The 17,870-nt window shown below is 74.1% G+C and carries 14 protein-coding genes; 9 read left to right on the forward strand and 5 right to left on the reverse strand.

Annotated elements, in window-relative coordinates:
• Window positions 1-39 precede the first annotated feature (39 nt).
• Window positions 40-1,380, forward strand: coding sequence for a peptidoglycan recognition protein (locus ACIQOE_RS29430; RefSeq protein ID WP_401414714.1), 1,341 nt, complete (start codon window positions 40-42; stop codon window positions 1,378-1,380).
• Window positions 1,381-1,539: 159 nt separating this feature from the next.
• Entirely contained in the window at window positions 1,540-2,622 is a 1,083-nt protein-coding gene (locus ACIQOE_RS29435; protein ID WP_351328989.1) for an NDP-sugar synthase, read from the forward strand.
• A 69-nt stretch (window positions 2,623-2,691) separates the two neighbouring features.
• Here the strand turns inward: ACIQOE_RS29435 and ACIQOE_RS29440 are convergent, their stop codons facing one another.
• The 4 genes from ACIQOE_RS29440 to ACIQOE_RS29455 form a co-directional block, all read right to left on the reverse strand.
• A complete protein-coding gene (locus tag ACIQOE_RS29440) occupies window positions 2,692-3,702 on the reverse strand; it encodes a DNA-3-methyladenine glycosylase 2 family protein (protein WP_351328990.1) in 1,011 nt (336 codons plus the stop codon).
• Window positions 3,703-3,819: 117 nt separating this feature from the next.
• The gene (locus ACIQOE_RS29445; RefSeq protein ID WP_401414716.1) at window positions 3,820-5,190 is read right to left on the reverse strand and encodes a coenzyme F420-0:L-glutamate ligase; all 1,371 of its coding nucleotides are present in this window, start codon (window positions 5,188-5,190) and stop codon (window positions 3,820-3,822) included.
• A complete protein-coding gene (gene cofD / locus ACIQOE_RS29450) occupies window positions 5,187-6,146 on the reverse strand; it encodes a 2-phospho-L-lactate transferase (RefSeq protein ID WP_351328994.1) in 960 nt (319 codons plus the stop codon). Before cofD ends, ACIQOE_RS29445 begins: the two co-directional genes overlap by 4 nt.
• Before the next feature lie 57 nt (window positions 6,147-6,203).
• Window positions 6,204-6,698 (reverse strand): cupin domain-containing protein, encoded by a 495-nt coding sequence (locus ACIQOE_RS29455; RefSeq protein ID WP_401414718.1) that lies wholly within the window; start codon window positions 6,696-6,698, stop codon window positions 6,204-6,206.
• Window positions 6,699-7,315: 617 nt separating this feature from the next.
• Between ACIQOE_RS29455 and ACIQOE_RS29460 the strand changes: the two genes are divergently transcribed.
• The 3 genes from ACIQOE_RS29460 to ACIQOE_RS29470 all read left to right on the forward strand — a co-directional run bounded on the left by ACIQOE_RS29460 (window position 7,316) and on the right by ACIQOE_RS29470 (window position 12,984).
• Window positions 7,316-7,579 (forward strand): WhiB family transcriptional regulator, encoded by a 264-nt coding sequence (locus ACIQOE_RS29460; RefSeq protein WP_003975777.1) that lies wholly within the window; start codon window positions 7,316-7,318, stop codon window positions 7,577-7,579.
• Window positions 7,580-7,762: 183 nt separating this feature from the next.
• Complete coding sequence (locus tag ACIQOE_RS29465; RefSeq protein ID WP_401414720.1) at window positions 7,763-11,497, forward strand: glycosyltransferase; 3,735 nt, start codon at window positions 7,763-7,765, stop codon at window positions 11,495-11,497.
• The gene (locus ACIQOE_RS29470; protein WP_365576101.1) at window positions 11,494-12,984 is read left to right on the forward strand and encodes a DUF5719 family protein; all 1,491 of its coding nucleotides are present in this window, start codon (window positions 11,494-11,496) and stop codon (window positions 12,982-12,984) included. The genes ACIQOE_RS29465 and ACIQOE_RS29470 overlap by 4 nt, the downstream gene beginning before the upstream one ends.
• Before the next feature lie 21 nt (window positions 12,985-13,005).
• Here ACIQOE_RS29470 and ACIQOE_RS29475 read toward each other — a convergent pair whose 3' ends face one another.
• Complete coding sequence (locus tag ACIQOE_RS29475; RefSeq protein WP_351329022.1) at window positions 13,006-13,458, reverse strand: metallopeptidase family protein; 453 nt, start codon at window positions 13,456-13,458, stop codon at window positions 13,006-13,008.
• 330 nt (window positions 13,459-13,788) lie between these two features.
• On the opposite strand from ACIQOE_RS29475, the gene ACIQOE_RS29480 reads away from it, so the two are divergent.
• The 4 genes from ACIQOE_RS29480 to ACIQOE_RS29495 all read left to right on the forward strand — a co-directional run bounded on the left by ACIQOE_RS29480 (window position 13,789) and on the right by ACIQOE_RS29495 (window position 17,731).
• Complete coding sequence (locus tag ACIQOE_RS29480) at window positions 13,789-14,160, forward strand: DUF3499 domain-containing protein (protein ID WP_351329000.1); 372 nt, start codon at window positions 13,789-13,791, stop codon at window positions 14,158-14,160.
• 748 nt (window positions 14,161-14,908) lie between these two features.
• Window positions 14,909-16,273: a phosphomannomutase/phosphoglucomutase gene (locus ACIQOE_RS29485; protein ID WP_365576099.1), complete on the forward strand. Its 1,365-nt coding sequence runs from the start codon at window positions 14,909-14,911 to the stop codon at window positions 16,271-16,273.
• Window positions 16,274-16,351: 78 nt separating this feature from the next.
• A complete protein-coding gene (locus ACIQOE_RS29490) occupies window positions 16,352-16,522 on the forward strand; it encodes a Trm112 family protein (RefSeq protein WP_351329004.1) in 171 nt (56 codons plus the stop codon).
• Window positions 16,523-16,603: 81 nt separating this feature from the next.
• The gene (locus tag ACIQOE_RS29495) at window positions 16,604-17,731 is read left to right on the forward strand and encodes an SIS domain-containing protein (protein WP_365565191.1); all 1,128 of its coding nucleotides are present in this window, start codon (window positions 16,604-16,606) and stop codon (window positions 17,729-17,731) included.
• Window positions 17,732-17,870: the final 139 nt, after the last annotated feature.

Below are 17,870 nucleotides of genomic sequence, written 5' to 3' on the forward strand. Positions count from 1 at the left end.
AATGGACATATATGTCTGACCCTGTTCAAGATCAGGGGCATGCGTGGATTCCTGACTTCCTCGATCGGCGTCACCTGCGCGGCGGCCCTCACCCTCCCCGCGGTCGCGCTGACCATGCCGTCCGCGGCCGCCGCACCGGCGGAGCGGGCCACGACGACCACCGGCCGGCCCGGCGGCAGCACCCGGTCGCTGCCCCTGGCCCCCCGCACCGGCGAGCGCGTTCTCGGCCAGGCCGTCGAACAGGGCCTGACCCGCGACGACCTGGAGCACTTCTCCCTGGTCGGCGTCAGCTGGGCCAACCCCGGGACCGAACTGCACGGCCTGGTCCAGGTCCGCGCCCGGTCCGTCGCCACCGGCCGGTGGTCCAACTGGCAGGTCGTCGACACGGACAACGCCGACCACGGCGCCGACCCGGACACGGCGGAGGCCGACTCGGGCCGGGTGCACGGCGGCACCGCGCCCCTGTGGGTGGGCGACTCGAACGGCGTCGACGTACGGGTGCGCGCCGAACTCGGAAAGGACCCCGGCCCGCGGGACACTCCCACCGGCGGGCACGACCTGCTCCCGGCCGGCCTGCGCCTCGAACTCGTCGACCCCGGCGAGGAGACCCCCGCCGAGGGCTCCCTGGACGACGTCGCGCGCACCGAGGCCGACGCGTCGGCGGCGGTCAACACCGAACTCGCGCCCTTCGGCGCCACCGAGATCCCGGCCCTGAACCGGCAGGACACCGAGGACGAGCTGGCGGTGCTGACCGGCGTCAGCCGAGTGAAGCCGTACATCGGACCCCGCCCGAAGATCGTCACCCGCCACGGCTGGGGCGCCGACGAGTCACTGCGCGAGAAGGGGTTCGTCTACACCGGGAAGATCAAGGCGGCCTTCGTCCACCACACCGACTCCGGCAACGGCTACAAGTGCTCACAGGCCTCGTCCGTCATCCGCAGTATCTACCGCTACCACGTGGTGAGCATGGGCTGGCGGGACATCGGCTACAACTTCCTCGTCGACAAGTGCGGCGGCATCTACGAGGGCCGCGCCGGCGGCGTGGCGAAGGCCGTCCGGGGCGCCCACACCCTGGGCTTCAACAGCAACAGCATGGGCATCGCGGTGATCGGCTCGTTCAAGACGCACAAGCCGCCCGCCGCCGTCGTCACGGCCCTCGCCAAGCTCACCGCCTGGAAGCTCGGGGTCTTCGGGGCCAATCCGAAGGGAAAGACATATCTGAAGTCCGGCGGTGGCAATCTCTACCCAAAGGGGAAGAACGTACGACTGAACGTGATCTCCGGACACAGGGACGGGTACGCCACCGAGTGCCCCGGCGCGAAGCTCTACGCCAAACTCGGCTCGGCCCGGACCAGCTCCGCGCGCCTCCAGGGACGCTGAGCCGAGGGGCGCGTTCACCGCCGTCGGGGGGAAGTCCGGGGGAAACCGCACACCCGTGCCGCGTGGCACCGCGCGGCCGTCGAGGGCGCCGTCGCACGGTCTGCATACACTGGCCGGCCGACAGAGAGTTCGGCCGGTCCCGGCAGGAAGAGACGACAGGTGACAGAAGCGATCCTCCTGGTCGGCGGCAAAGGCACCCGGCTGCGCCCGCTCACGGTCCACACGCCCAAGCCCATGGTCCCGGCCGCGGGTGTGCCGTTCCTCACGCACCAGCTGGCCAGAGCCAGAGCGGCGGGCGTGGAGCACATCGTCCTCGCCACGAGCTACCTGGCGGAGGTCTTCGAGCCGTACTTCGGCGACGGAGCGGCGCTCGGCCTGCACATCGAGTACGTCACCGAGGAGGAACCGCTCGGCACCGGCGGCGCCATCCGCAACGTGGCCGCCCGGCTGCACTCCGGCCCCGAGGACCCGGTGCTGATCTTCAACGGCGACATCCTGACCGGCCTGGACATCAGGGCGCTGGTCGCGATGCACGAGAGCACCGACGCCGACGTGTCCCTGCACCTCACCAAGGTCACCGACCCGCGCGCCTACGGACTGGTCCCCACCGACGAGAGCGGCAGGGTCCTCGCCTTCCTGGAGAAGCCGCAGACCCCCGAGGAGATCGTCACCGACCAGATCAACGCGGGAGCGTACGTCTTCCGCCGCTCGGTCATCGACGCGATCCCGCAGGGCCGCCCGGTGTCGGTGGAACGGGAGACCTTCCCCGAGCTGCTGTCGGCCGGTGCCCACCTCCAGGGCATGGTGGACTCCACCTACTGGCTGGACCTCGGCACCCCGGCGGCCTTCGTCCGCGGCTCGGCCGACCTGGTCCTGGGCCGCGCCCCGTCCCCGGCCGTCCCCGGCCGCTGCGGCGACCGCCTCGTCCTGCCCACCGCCCGGGTCGCGGCCGACGCCAAGCTGACGGGCGGCACGGTGGTCGGCGAGGGCGCGTTCGTGGCCGAGGGCGCCCGGGTCTTCGGCTCCACGATCCTGCCGGGCGCCGTGATCGAGCCCGGCGCGGTCATCACCGACTCCCTGATCGGCAACCGGGCCCGGGTCGGCGAGCGCGCGATCCTCACCGGCACGGTGATCGGCGACGGCGCGACCGTCGGCGCCGACAACGAGCTGCGGGAGGGCGCGCGGGTGTGGTGCGACGCGATGATCCCGGCGGGCGCGGTGCGGTTCTCCTCGGACCAGTAGCGGCGGCCGCGGGCGGTCCGACCGCGGGTGCGCGGGCGCGGCCCCGCCGGGGCGCCGCGCCGGCCGCCGTCACAGCCGTCCGATGTCCCCTCGCGGCATCCGCGGCGCCCGCCGCTTCGGCACCTGGCCGCTCAGCAGGATCAGCCGGGCGGCCCGGTGCCGCTGTCCCGCGTACGGCTCCAGCAGCCGCAGCATCGCCTCGTCGTCGGCGTGCCGGTCACCGGCCAGCGCGAACCCGACGATCCCCGGCAGGTGCAGATCCCCGACCGTCACCGCGTCCGGCGCCCCGTGACTGCGCTGCACGGTCTCCGCGGACGTCCACGGCCCCACCCCCGGCACCACTTCCAGCCGGGCCTGCGCGGCCTCCGCGGTCATCCCCACCGCCTGCTCCAGCCGCGCGGCGACCCGCACCGCCCGCAGGATCGTCGAGGCCCGCTTGTCGTCGACACCGGCCTTGTGCCACTCCCAGGAGGGGATCAGCGACCAGGTCCGCGGCGCCGGCATCACCCACATCGGCCGCTCGCCCACCCCCGCTGGGCCGGGCGCCGGCTCGCCGAACCGCCGTACCAGCGACCGCCAGGCCCGGTAGGCCTCGTCGGTCGTGACCTTCTGCTCCAGGACCGAGGGGATCAGCGACTCCAGGACCAGCCCGGTCCGGGTCAGCCGCAGCCCCGGCCGCCGGTGCCGGGCGGAGGCGAGCACCCGGTGCCGGGGCACGAACAGGGACGGGTCGTCGGCGGAGCCGAGCAGTTCGGGCAGCCGCTCCAGCAGCCACTCGGCGCCTGCTCCCCACGCCTCGCCGCGCACCTCACCGCCGTACACCGCGACCCGCAGCGTGCCGGGCCCGGCGGGCGTCAGACTGGCCCGCCACACGGACCCGTCGGGCGTGGCCCGGAAGGTCGGATCGCCGGGCCCGCGCCGCAGCGGCCCGAGCACGAGCCCGAGATCCGGATCGCCCTCGGGCTTCCAGATCCGGACGCGTCCGGGCGCGGCCGCCTGCCGGGGCACCGCGGCGGGCACGACGACCTGCCCGCCCCGCACGCTCACCCGGGTGGGTTTAGGACCAAACCGACCAGCCACGCAAAGGATCCTAGGCCTCGGGCGCCCCGGAAGGGACGCGGGACGGTGTGCGGCTGCCCACGCGCGGGCGCGCCCGGCCTCGCGGGGAACAGCCGCCGTACCGGGGGCGGCGAGGGATCAGCGCACCTCGATGAAGGCCTCGGGATCCCGCTCGGCCCTGGCCCGCGGCTCCTCCGCCGCCCTGCCCACGGCCACCGCGCCCATCGGGTCCCAGTCCGGCGGCAGCGCCAGCGCCTCGCGCACCACGTCCCGGCAGAACATCGTGGACGACACCCACGCCGACCCCAGCTGCTCACCGGCCAGCGCGACCAGGAAGTTCTGCACGCCCGCGCCGGCCGCGACCACGAACATCTCCCGCTCGGCCGCGTCCCGCCGCGGGTCCCCGTAGGTGTGCGAGCCGTCCGTCACCAGGCAGGGCACCACCAGATACGGCGCGTTGCGCAGCACGTCCCCGCGCCGCACCCGCTTGGCGACGGACTCCTCGGACTTCCCGTCCTTCCTGAGGTCGGCGATCCACGCGTCCCGCATCGCGTCCAGCAGGCGCACGCGCGACTCCTCCGACTCCAGCAGCACGAACCGCCACGGGGTCGTGTGGTGCGGCGCCGGTGCCGTCACGGCGGCGGCGACCGCCCGCCGTACGGCCGCGGGGTCGACGGGCTCGCCGGTGAACGCCCGCACCGTCCGCCGCAGGGTCACCGCCTCCCGGACCGCCTCGGACGTGCCGAGCCGGAACATGTCACTGGCCGCGTCCCGGACCAGTGCCCGCGCGCCCTCGCCGTCGTCCGCCGCCCCGGCCACCACGTGCCCGAGCCCGCGCACCACGGCCACCGGAAGACCGGCCGCCTTGCCCTTGACCAGGTCACCGGCGGAGGCCAGTTCGTCGGCGGTGGCGACGACCGTCGCGACCAGCGGATTGCCGTGCGCGTCCACACCCCCGCGCAGGTCGTCCAGCACCCGCACGCCGGCGGCGCCGATGGTGACGTCCGTGAGCCCCGCGCGCCAGGGACGCCCGAAGGTGTCGGTGACGACGACCCCGACGTTGACGCCGAGCGTGTCGCGGAGCCCGGCGCGGATCGCGCGGGCGGAGGCGTCCGGGTCCTCGGGCAGCAACAGCACCGTCCCGGCCGGGGTGTTGGAGGCGTCCACCCCGGCCGCCGCCATGACCAGCCCCTGCCGGTTCTCCACGATCCGCAGGCTCCCGCGCCGGGCCACCACCCGCACGGTCTCGGCGTCGATCGCGGCCTCCCGGTCGGACGCCTCGACGAGCCGCCCCTCCGCCTTGGAGACGATCTTCGACGTGACGATCACCACGTCCCCGTCGGCCAGTCCCGGCCCGGCGGCGGCGATCAGTTTGGCCAGGTCGTCGCCCTGCTGGACCTCCGGGAGCCCGGCCAGGGCCCACACCCGGTACTCGGGCACCGCATCCCCGGCCGGCCCGGCGTCCGCCGCGCGGGCCGTCCCGGTCGTGTCGTCGCTCGCGCCGGTCATGCCGCGCGCACCTCCTCGGCGAGCGCCAGCGCCTCCCGCGCCATCTGCGCGGCCGCCTCCAGGTCGGTCATCATCAGCGGTACGGCCCGGCAGCGGATGCCGGCCTCCTCGACGCGCGCCACGCTGCCCGCGTCCACGGTGTCCACGAGCCAGCCGTCCAGCAGCCCCGAGCCGTAGTGCTCGGCGACCGCGGCCGCCGTCGACTCCACGCCCACCGCCGCGAGGACCTTGTCGGCCATCCCGCGCACGGGCGCGTCACCGACGATGGGGGAGAGGCCCACCACCGGCACCCCGGCGCCGGCGATCGCCTCCCGGACGCCGGGCACCGCGAGGATGGTGCCGACGGAGACCACCGGGTTGGACGGCGGGAAGAGGATCACGTCCGCCTCGGCGATGGCCTCCAGGACGCCCGGGGCCGGCGTGGACTGCTCGGCGCCCACCGGCACCACCGCCGCGGCGGGCACCGACGCCCGCAGCCGCACCCAGTACTCCTGGAAGTGCACCGCCTTGCGCTCGCCGTCCACCTCGACGGCGACGTGGGTCTCCACCCGGTCGTCGGTCATCGGGATCAGCCGCACGCCCGGCTTCCAGCGGTCGCACAGTGCCTCGGTCACCGCGCTCAGCGGATAGCCGGCGCCCAGCATCTGGGTGCGCACGATGTGCGTCGCGAAGTCCCGGTCGCCCAGGCCGAACCAGTCGGGTCCCACCCCGTAGGCACCCAGTTCCTCCTTGAGGTGGAAGGTCTCGTCGGCCCGCCCCCAGCCCTGTTCCTCGTTGATGCCGCCGCCGAGGGTGTACATCACCGTGTCGAGGTCCGGGCAGACCTTCAGCCCGAAGAGGTGGATGTCGTCCCCGGTGTTGCCGATGACGGTCACCTCGGCGTCCGGCACGGCCTGCTTGAGACCGCGCAGGAACCGGGCACCGCCGATACCGCCTGCCAGAACCACAATGCGCATGCGCCAAGTCTGGCAGGCGGGTCCGACAGCGTGTCACGCAGTCACGCAGTCACGCAGTCACGCAGCCACGGATCGCGCCTCGCAGCTCTGCGCCGTGTGCATCGGCATCTCGGTCAGGCCCGGGTAGTAGACGTGCAGGCTCACCGCCGGCTCCAGCGCGTCGTTGACCACCTCGTGCACGTACCCCGGCGCGAAGACCCGCTGCGCGCCCGCGGACAGGGCGCGCGTGCCGCGCGCGGTGCGCTCGGTGAGCGTGCCCTCCAGGACGGTCAGCACCCCGGAGGAACGGCCGTGGCCGTGGGATCCGCTGCCCTGGCCGGGCACCCAGGACAGCAGCCAGACCTCGTAGCCGGGGCCGGTGCGCAGCCGGTGGTACCAGCGGGTGGTCGCGTCGTACCGGACGAGGTCGGCCCACCGCGCGCGGTCGGCGGCGATCGCGCGGGCCAGGCCGGCGAACTCGGCCACGGTGACCGGGTGCTCGCGCGGCGGCTGCAGCAGGTGCGGGACTTCGAGGATGTCGCCGGCGATCTGGAGGTCGTTGTCGCTGTTCATGGGGTGCGGTGGTTCCTCAGTGAAGAAGGTCAGCGGGGAACGAAATGCGAAGACCGAGTCCTCGGGGGACCCGGTCGGCAGCTGGAGCGGTGGATACGGCTACGGCTCAACAGCTGGAACAGCAACAGCTACAGCGAGCACGGGCAGCACCGTGGGACCCGGCGGTGCGGGTCGAGGTGAATGCCAAGTTCGCGAGCATGCCCACTAGGACATCGGTTCACACCGGCGGTGTCAACTCGACGCCCGGTATGTGGGACATGTTTCACCTCATCCGGTTCATCTGGCTGCCGAAAGGTTTGTTCATGCGGTACCCGGGACACATGGCGCACAACTGGGCGCGCGTGCCGCTGCGGAACGCGATCGAACATCTGGGCGTCCTTCTCCGTACAAGCTCTGTACGGGGTCGGCGGCCCCGATGGGCCTCGTCTGCATGTCAAGGTTTATGGCGATTTGAACACTTTCCGCACGGCCTTGGTTCCGCAGAGTGAATAACGGGCCCAATAGCAGATCTCGGCTTGACTCGCCCGGAGCAGCACACTTGTAATTTCACTCGTGTCGTTCAGCCGAAATCGGTGACGGCCACGCACGGGGACGTGAAAGACAGACGAGGGGCGCACATGACCGAGCTGGTGCAGCAACTGCTGGTCGACGACGCGGACGAGGAACTCGGCTGGCAGGAGCGCGCGCTGTGCGCCCAGACCGACCCCGAGTCCTTCTTCCCCGAGAAGGGCGGCTCCACCAGAGAGGCCAAGAAGGTCTGCCTCGCCTGCGAGGTGCGCTCCGAATGCCTTGAGTACGCCCTCGCCAACGACGAGCGGTTCGGCATCTGGGGCGGACTGTCCGAGCGCGAGCGCCGCCGTCTCAAGAAGGCCGCCGTCTGAACCGGGCAGCCACCGGACGCACACGACTGAGCTGCGCGAACGGCCCGTCCCCCGTGGGTTGTCCACAGGGGGCGGGCCGTTGCCATGGCCAGCCGATAGTGTGGGCGCTCGTCCGAGACGCCTCGCCGCAGCCAGCGGGCGCAGGAGTCCACCGCAGTCCATCGAACCGGGGCCCGTACCTCGATGTCCCTCCACAGTCATCAGGCAGCCGACCCAACGGCCGCCTCAGCGGGGTTCGACCCAGCCCCCGCGGCGGGGTTCGACCCGACCCGCCCGCCCGAGTTCCCGCGTCACGTGGTGACCGCGGTCCTCGTCTCCCACGACGGTGCCCGCTGGCTGCCCGACGCGCTCGCCGGGCTGCTCGGCCAGGAACGCCCCGCCCAGTACGCGGTGGCGGCCGACACCGGCAGCGCCGACGACTCCGCGCGGCTGCTCACCGAGTCCCTCGGTGACGCCAACGTCCTGCACCTCGCCCGCCGCACCGGCTTCGGCCAGGCCGTCGAGGAGGCGAGCCGCACCGCGCCCGTCCTCACCCCGGACGAGCTGCCGTACCTGAAGCGGCCCAGCGGCTGGGACCCCGTCACCCGCCAGTGGCGCGACGACGCCTACGACATGCCCGAGCTGCCGTACGGCGAACCGGTCCAGTGGCTCTGGCTGCTGCACGACGACTGCGCCCCGGAACCCGAAGCCCTCGCCCAGCTGCTCCGGGTCGTCGACAACGAGATGGACCTGGGCCGCGACGACGTGGCGATCGTCGGCCCCAAGCTCCGCGGCTGGTACGACCGCCGGCAGCTGCTGGAGGTCGGCGTCACCATCGCCCACTCCGGCCGCCGCTGGACCGGCCTTGACCGCCGTGAGCAGGACCAGGGACAGCACGACCACGTCCGGCCCGTGCTCTCCGTCTCCACCGCCGGCATGCTGATCCGCCGCGACGTCTTCGAGGAACTCGGCGGCTTCGACCGCCGGCTGCCCCTCATGCGCGACGACGTCGACCTGTGCTGGCGCGCGCACAACGCGGGACACCGCGTCCTGATCGCCCCCGAGGCCGTCGTCCGGCACGCCGAGGCCGCCTCCCGCGAGCGCCGCGCCGTCGACTGCGCCGGCCGCACCACGGCCTCGCCGCACAAGGTCGACAAGGCCGGCGCCGTCTACACCCTGCTCGTCAACACCCGCACGGCCGCGCTGCCCTGGACCCTGCTGCGGCTGGTCCTCGGCACGCTGCTGCGCACCGTCGCCAACCTCGTCGGCAAGGTCCCCGGACAGGCCCTCGACGAGATCCGCGGTCTGCTGGGCACTCTGCTGCGCCCCGAGCGGATCATCGCCGGACGGCGCAGGCGCGGCCCCTCCCAGCTCGACAAGGGCGAACTGCGCCCGCTGTTCCCGCCGCCCGGCGCGACCGTACGGGCCACCGTCGAACAGGTCGCGGGCAACTTCTTCGGCGCCGACGACGAAGTCTCCACGGCCGGCCGGCACGGCGGCGGCGTCGAGTCCGGACCCGGCGGCGACGACGCCGACTTCCTGGAGATCGAGCAGTTCGCCCGCGTCAAGCGCATCGCGCGCAAGCCCGGCCCGGTGCTCTTCCTGGTGCTGCTGCTGTTCTCGCTGGTCGCCTGCCGCGCGCTGCTCGGCGGCGGCGCCCTCGCGGGCGGCGCCCTGCTGCCCGCCCCGGGCACCTCCGGCGAGCTGTGGTCGCGCTACCTCGACGCCTGGCACGCGGTCGGCGCCGGCGGCACCCCGTCCGCCCCGCCGTACCTCGCGATCGTCGCCTCGCTGGCCTCCCTGCTGTTCGGCTCGACCGGGCTCGCGGTGACCCTGCTGCTCGTCGCCTCCGTGCCGCTGGCCGGTTTCACCGCCTACTTCGCCTCCCGGCCGCTGGTCACCTCGCGCCTGCTGCGCGCCTGGGCCGCCATCGCCTACGCCTTCCTGCCGGCCGCCACCGGCTCGCTCGCGGGCGGCCGCATCGGCACCGCCGTGCTCGCCGTCCTGCTGCCGCTGATCGCCCGCGCCGGCATCGCCGCCAGCGGCCTCACCCACCCCTCGGGCGGGCGCGGCAGCTGGCGTGCCACCTGGGCGTACGCGCTGCTGCTGACCATCACCACGGCCTTCACGCCGGTCGTCTGGCCGATCGCGCTGGTCCTCGGCGTCGCCGTGCTCGTCGTCCGCCGCTCCGACCTGGTCGCCTCCGGCCTGCGCCTGCTCACCCAGCTCGGCACCCCGCTGCTGGTCCTGGCACCCTGGTCGCTGACCCTGCTGCCGTCCGGGTTCTTCAAGGAAGCCGGCCTGGAGTACGGCGTCTCGGCCGCCTCCGCCCTCGACCTGCTCGGCGCCAGCCCCGGCGGCCCCGGCACGCTCGACGGGCTGATGCTCATCGGCATCGTCCTGGCCGCCCTGGCGGCGCTGCTGCGCTCCGAGCGCCAGTCCGCCGTCCGGTCCGCCTGGGCGGTCGCCCTGGTCGGTCTGGTCTTCGCGGTCCTGTCCAACAAGTCCGCCTGGGCGGGTCCCGCCACCCTCGTCTACGGCATCGCGATCGTCTCCGCCGCCGCGCTCGGCGCCGACGGAGCACGCTCCCGGGTCGCCGAGCAGAGCTTCGGCTGGCGCCAGCCGGTGGCCGCCCTGATCGCGTTCGCCTCGGCCGCCGGCCCGCTGCTGCTGGCCGCCGGCTGGATGATCGCCGGCGCCGACGGCCCGGTCGAGCGACGCGACGCCACCCAGGTGCCCGCGTTCGTCGCCGAGGACAGCTCCACCACCGACCAGGTCCGCACCCTCGTCCTCGACAGCAACAGCCCCGCGCACGTGGACTACATGCTGGTCCGCGGCTCCGGCGCCCGCATGGGAGACGCCGAGGCGACCGCGGCCGACGGCGAGAACGCCAAGCTCGACAAGGTCGTCGCCAACCTGGTGGCCGGCTCCGGCGCGGACCAGGCCGACCAGCTCGGCGGGTTCGCGGTGCGCTACGTCCTCGTCCACAAGGGCGCGCCGCGTGACATCACGCGCGTACTCGACGCCACACCGGGCCTGTCCCGGCTCAGCCAGCAGGACGGCAGCGCCCTGTGGCGCGTCGACCAGCAGGTCTCCCGCGCGACGATCGTCTCCGCGAACGGCTCCGGCACCCCCGGCTCCGTCGCCGCCGGACCCGTCGACATCCACACCACGATCCCGGCCGGCGCCGAGGGCCGCGTCCTGCGCCTGGCCGACTCGGCCGCACCCGGCTGGGCGGCCACCCTCGACGGCAGGCCGCTGACCCGCACCACGGTCGACGGCTGGGCGCAGGGCTTCCAACTCCCCTCCTCCGGAGGGAAGCTGGACGTCACCTACGACGCCCCGTTCACCCACACCGTCTGGCTGTTCGTCCAGGGCGCGCTCGCCGTCGTCCTGGTCGTCCTCGCCCTCCCCGGCCGCCGCCGCGTCGTCGACGACGACCTCCCCGAGGAGGAGACGGTCCCCGCCCAGCCCGTCGAGGGCGAGGGCCGCCGCGCCCGCCGCCTGCGCGCCCAGGCGGAGGCCGACGAAGCCGCGGCCGCCGAAGGAGCCGAGGGAGCCGAGGAGTTCCCGGCCGCCCCGGAGTTCCCGCCCGCCGAGGAGGAGCAGCCGCAGGCCGCGATCCCGCAGCAGCCGTCCTACGACGAGTGGGACCCGGCCTCCTACCCCGCGGGCGACGGCCACCAGCAGGGCTACGCCGACCAGTACCAGGACACCGGCGCCGGCCAGTACCAGCAGGGCTACGACCAGCAGGGCTACGACCAGCAGACGTACGACCCGTACCAGACCGGCCAGTACGACCCGTACGGCTACGGCGGGCAGCAGGGTCAGCAGGCGTACGACCCGACGTACCAGCAGGGCTACGACCCGGCCTATGACCCGGCCGCCCAGCACCGGCACGGCACCGGCGGCGAGCACCACGACGGGAGCCAGCAGTGAACCGCACCACCCTGTCCCTGCTCGCCGGTACGGCCGCCCTCGCGGCGGTCACCGGGTTCGCCGCGCTCGACCCGCCGGCCGCCGCCCCCGCGCACGCCGCCCAGGCGGCCGCCCAGCTGCCCGTGGAGCGCACCACCCTGCTGTGCCCGGCGCCGAGCCTGTCCGACATCGCCGACACCTCGTACACGTCGTTCACGCCCGTCACCCAGGGCACCGCGAGCGACGGCAAGGCCGAACTCCAGGCGGCCACCGAGCAGTCGGCGGACGGGACGAGCGGCAAGAAGAAGAAGGCGTCCAAGCCCGTCCTCACCCCGAAGGCGCCCGGCACCCCGGCCACCGGCGACACCTCCGGCGCCGACGGACCCGCCTACGTCGGCACCGCCGAGGGCAGGTACGCGCCGGGCTGGACGGTCCAGGCCACCACCGAGGTCGCCGCGGGCACCGGGCGCGGTCTCCAGGGCGTCACCTGCACACCGGCCGACACCGACTTCTGGTTCCCCGGCGCCAGCACCGCGGCCGGCCGCACCGACTACGTCCATCTCACCAACCCCGACGACAGCGCCGCCGTCGTCGACGTCGAGCTGTACGGCAAGGACGGCCGGCTCAAGTCCTCGGTGGGGGAGGGCATCACGGTCCCGCCGCACGCCGGCGAGCCGGTCCTGCTGTCCACGCTCTCCGAGGACAAGCAGACCGACCTGACCGTCCATGTGAACGTGCGCAGCGGACGGGTCGGCGCGAGCGTGCAGGCCCTGGACGACAAGACCGGCGGCGACTGGCTCGCCGCCTCCGCCGACCCCTCGGGCAGCCTGGTGCTGCCGGGCATCCCCAAGGACGCCACGGACGTCCGGCTGATCGCCTTCACCGACGGGGACACCGACGCCGACCTGAAGGTCCGCCTCGCCTCCCCGGACGGCCTGATCACCCCGGCCGGCAACGAGACGCTGCACGTGAAGGCGGGCATGACCACCGCCACCGACCTCGGTGACGTCACCCGCGGCGAGGCGGGCTCACTGGTCCTGACCCCCACCGACCAGTCGGTTCCGGTGGTGGCGGCGCTGCGCGTCACCCGCGGCAAGAGCGGCAAGCAGGAGACCGCCTACATCCCGGCGACCGCGCCGGTCGGCACCCGCGCGACGTCCGCCGACAACAGCGGCAAGGGCACCACCCTCTCCCTGGCCGCGCCCTCCGGCACCGCCAAGGTGAAGGTCACGGCGTCGGCGGGCAGCGAGGGCGGCACGGCGGTGTCCAAGACGTTCACGATCAAGTCCGGCACCACCCAGGACGTCGAGGCGCCGGTCCCGTCCGGCCTGAAGGGCACCTACGCGCTGACCGTGGAGCCGCTCTCCGGCGGCCCGGTCTACGGCTCGCGCACCCTCTCGGCCACCGAGGACGGCGTCCCCGGCTTCACGATCCAGACCCTTCCCGACGACCGCGGCACGGTGGCCGTGCCGGAAGCCGACCAGGACGTGTCGGTGCTGCAGAGGTAGGAGCCGGACCAGGACCCCCGCTCACTCCTCGCCGTAGCGGGGGTCCACCGTCTCCGGAGTGAGTCCGAGCAGCTCGGCGACCTGCTCCACCACGACCTCGTGCACCAGCGCGGCCCGCTCGTCGCGGCCCTTGGTGCGGATCTCGACCGGCCGCCGGTACACGACCACCCGCGCCCGGCGTCCCTCGCGCGCGGGAATGATCCCGCCCAGCGGCACCGCCTCGTCGCTCCAGCTCTCGTCGTGCCGGTCCTGGAGCCGGGGCACCTCCAGCACCAGGAAATCGATGTCGGCGAGCTGCGGCCAGCGCCGCTCCAGGCGCTCCACGGAGTCCTGCACCAGGTCCGCGAACACGTCCGCACGGCTCGCTGCCAGGGGTACCTGAGGGGGCGCGATCGGTCCGCGCATGCCCCGACCGTGGCGATCACGTCGACGAGGCCCGGGGCCGGCGGCACGGGGCGGTACACGGTTGTCCATCACTGGTGAAGCGTAGTCCTCGCGGACTTCCGGCGCGCCGCCTCACGCCTCGACACCGTCTGGGGTGACATGTCGGAGGATGACCATTCCGGCCAAGGTCGGGCTCGTTTCCGTATCTCCACACGACCGACGAGCTCAAGGCAATTGACGGTGTTTGTATCGAGTCATGACCGGATGCGGTACCGTCCGGGAGTCCGGGCCGCGATCGTCCGCGCAGGTCAGCGAGGCGTGTCCAAAAGGGAGTGTGGGGCGTTTCACAGCACGACACGGTGGGGTGACCTGGGGCAGAGTCGTCGCGGCCCGCTCAAGAGTGCGGTACCGTCCAACGTCGTGAGCCCTGTACGTCGCTGTTCGCGCACCGCCTGCGGCCGACCCGCCGTCGCGACGCTGACGTACGTCTACGCCGACTCGACCGCGGTCCTCGGCCCACTCGCCACCTACGCCGAACCCCACTGCTACGACCTGTGCGCCGAGCACTCCGAGCGCCTCACCGCGCCGCGCGGCTGGGAGGTCGTCCGCCTCATCGACGGCTCCGCCCCGGCCCGGCCCAGCGGGGACGACCTGGAAGCGCTCGCCAACGCGGTGCGCGAGGCGGCGCGCCCCCAGGAGCGGGCGGCCGAAGCCGGCGGCGGACGCGGCGCGGACCCGATGGAGGTCGCACGCCGCGGCCACCTGCGGATCCTGCGGTCACCGGACAACTGAGCCGAATCCTTCCCGCGCGCCGCGCCGCTCTCCGCACGCCACCCGCCTTGCCCGGCACCGCTCGTGACGGTCCGACAGCCCCGGCCGTACGTCCCCGCGGTGCCCGCCGGGCCCCTGGCGCGGCGAGGTCTGGCCGGAAGGACACCTCGCGGCCCTGACGGCCCGTCTGACGGCCGCGCACACCGCCCGCCCCGTTACCGGCCGACCACCCGGCCGGACACCCTCCAGCGCCGCCCAGGCGCCGCGTTCGGCCTGTTCCCCGCCCCGCGGACCGTGCCGGGCACCCCTCCGGCCGCCCGGATCCGTCATCTCGACGCCCCGCACCGCTCGTTCGGGCGACGGTCCGCCGACGGGGCCGCCCGGTCGGGCGGCCCCGGACCGACCGCAGCACCACGCACGCGCGTGCCCGCCGCCGGGTCCGTGTCCGCCCCTCCCGGATCGTCTGCCCCTCCCGGAGCCGGCCGGCCCGAACCCCCGTCCGTGCGGCGGGAATCCCTCCCCGGCGGCCGAAGGACCACCGCCGCCGCCGTGACCCGTCGTCCGGGACCGCTCGGCGTGGCGCCCGTACCGCGCGCGTGCCCGCTTCGCACGCGGGCGGATCCTGCGAGAACGCCGCAGATCACGGCCGGGACACCGGGAGACGGATGCCGACGGGGCCGCCGGGGAGCCGCGGGCCCGTGCCGCCGTCCGAGCGGTGCCCGGGACGGGTAGTTTGGGGCGACCGATAGGACCTCAGGAGGGTTGGCCAGTGACTGCTGATCTGTCGCAGATCGTCAAGGCGTACGACGTGCGCGGAGTGGTCCCGGACCAGTGGGACGAGGCGGTCGCCGAACTGTTCGGCGCCGCCTTCGTCCAGGTGACCGGAGCTGCCGCGATCGTCGTCGGCCATGACATGCGGCCCTCCTCGCCCGGCCTGTCCCGCGCCTTCGCGCGCGGCGCGGCGGCCCGCGGCGTCGACGTCACCGAGATCGGCCTCTGCTCGACGGACCAGCTGTACTACGCGTCGGGCGCGCTCGGCCTGCCCGGCGCGATGTTCACCGCCTCGCACAACCCGGCGCGGTACAACGGCATCAAGATGTGCCGCGCGGGAGCCGCACCGGTGGGCCAGGACACGGGCCTCACCGAGATCCGGGAGCTGACCGAGCGCTGGTCGCGGGAGGGCGCGCCGCAGCCGGCCGCCACGCCCGGAACGATCACCTCGCGCGAGACGCTGCCCGACTACGCGGCCCACCTGCGCTCACTCGTGGACCTGACCTCGATCCGCCCCCTGAAGGTCGTGGTCGACGCGGGCAACGGCATGGGCGGCCACACCGTCCCGACGGTCTTCGAGGGCCTGCCCCTGACCCTCGTCCCGATGTACTTCGAGCTGGACGGCACCTTCCCCAACCACGAGGCCAACCCGCTCGACCCGGCCAACATCGTGGACCTCCAGGAGCGCGTCCGCGCGGAGTCGGCCGACCTCGGCCTGGCCTTCGACGGCGACGCCGACCGCTGCTTCGTCGTGGACGAGCGCGGCGAGCCGGTCTCACCGTCGGCGATCACCGCCCTCGTCGCCGCCCGCGAACTGGCCCGCAACGGCGGCAAGGGCACCGTCATCCACAACCTGATCACGTCCTGGACGGTCCCGGAGGTGGTCCGGGAGAACGGCGGCACGCCGGTCCGCACCCGCGTCGGCCACTCGTTCATCAAGGCCGAGATGGCCCGGTCCGGCGCGATCTTCGGCGGCGAGCACTCGGCCCACTACTACTTCAAGGACTTCTGGAACGCCGACACGGGCATGCTCGCCGCCCTGCACGTCCTCGCCGCGCTCGGCGGCCAGTCCGGCCCGCTGTCCGCCCTCGTCGCCCAGTACGACCGCTACGCGGGATCCGGCGAGATCAACTCCACGGTCGCCGACCAGCGGGCCAGCCTCGCCCGGATCCGCGCCGCCTACGGGGACCGCGACGACCTCACCCTGGACGACCTGGACGGGCTCACCGTCGCCGCCGCCGACTGGTGGTTCAACGTCCGCCCGTCCAACACGGAACCCCTGCTGCGCCTGAACGCGGAGGCCAGGGACGAGGCGACCATGACGAAGGTGCGGGACGAGGTACTGGCGATCATCAGGGGCTGAGGTCGGCCCCGCCCGCCCCGGCGGCGGTAACCTGACCGCACGCGACCATCCGCCCCGAGACCCCCGAAGGGACCCCCCATGCCGCTCGAAGCCGGCCTTCTGGAGATCCTCGCCTGCCCGGCCTGCCACGCCCCCGTCAAGGAGCAGGACGCCGAGCTGATCTGCACCGGCCAGGACTGCGGCCTGGCGTACCCCGTGCGCGACGGCATCCCCGTCCTCCTCGTCGACGAGGCCCGCCGCCCCGCCTGAGCACCCGCCTGACCGCGGCCGCGCGGCAACCGCGACCGCGGCACCACCGCACCAGGACCCCGGCGACCGGAGGCCGCTCTCATGCTCGACGAAACGCTGCTCGACACGCCGGAGGGCCTCGCCCGGGCCGACCGCCGAGGTCTGCTGCGCGGCGCGGCCGAGGCCGGTGCCCGCGTCCGCACGGCGGCCCGGCTCGCCGTCGAGGCCGGCGTCAAGGAGCTGAAGCCGGACGGGCGCCCGCGCGCCGTCCTGATCGCGGGCCCCGGCGTCGCCGCCACCCACGCGGCGGACCTCCTGGGCACCCTGGCCGGACCCGGCAGCCCCGTCATCCGGCTGGCGCCCACCGGTGTCGCCCCGGCCGCCGGCGCCCTGCGCTGGGAGCTGCCCGGCTGGGCCGGCTCCGTCGACCTGCTGCTGATCGCCACCCCGGACGGCACCGAACCCAGCCTGTCCCTCCTCGCCGACCAGGCCTACCGGCGCGGCTGCTCGGTCGCCGCCGTCGCCCCCGCCGAGACCCCGCTCACCGAGGCGGTGGCCGGCGCGCACGGCCTGTTCATGCCGATGGCGACGGCACCCTACGACCACGGCGAGCCGCTCGCCGGGTCCTCACCCGGCGTCCTGTGGGGACTGCTCACCCCGCTGCTGGTGCTGCTCGACCGCATCGGCCTGGTCACCGCCCCGCCGGAGGACCTGGAGCGGACCGCCGACCGTCTCGACCGGATCGCCGAGCGCTGCGGCCCGGCCATCGTGACCTACAGCAACCCCGCCAAGACCCTCGCCTCGGACCTGGCCGACGCGCTCCCGGTGATCTGGACGGAGGGCGTCTCGGCCGGTCCGGCCGGCCGCCGCTTCGCCGCCGCCCTCGCCGAGCTGGCCGGCCGCCCCGCCCTGGTCGCCGAACTCCCCGAGGCCCTGGCCGCCCACCAGGCCCTGCTCGCCGGGCCGCTCGCCGCCAGCGCCGACCCCGACGACTTCTTCCGCGACCGCGTCGAGGAGGCACCCGCGCTGCACGCGCACGTGGTGCTGCTGCGCGACCGTCCCTCCAGCGGCCTCACCGCCGCGCCCGCCGCCCGCGAACTCGCCCTCGGCCACGACACCCCGGTCAGCGAGCTGGAGCCGGAGGAGGGCGACGAGCTGGAGACCCTCGCGGAACTGATCGCCGTCACGGATTTCGCCGCCGTTTACCTGGCGCTCGCTTCGGGGGCCTGAGGTGGACACCGGCACCGGGCCCGTCGTACGAAGGACACCCTGAGGGGCGTACCGGCGGCGGACCGGCGGGGGAACACGCGGTGAACACGGCCGCCGCGCACCGGCGCACGCGGTCGTGGCCCCGCCACGGCTCGTCGTA

This window comes from Streptomyces sp. NPDC091282 (assembly GCF_044757385.1).
Classification (GTDB): domain Bacteria; phylum Actinomycetota; class Actinomycetes; order Streptomycetales; family Streptomycetaceae; genus Streptomyces; species Streptomyces gramineus.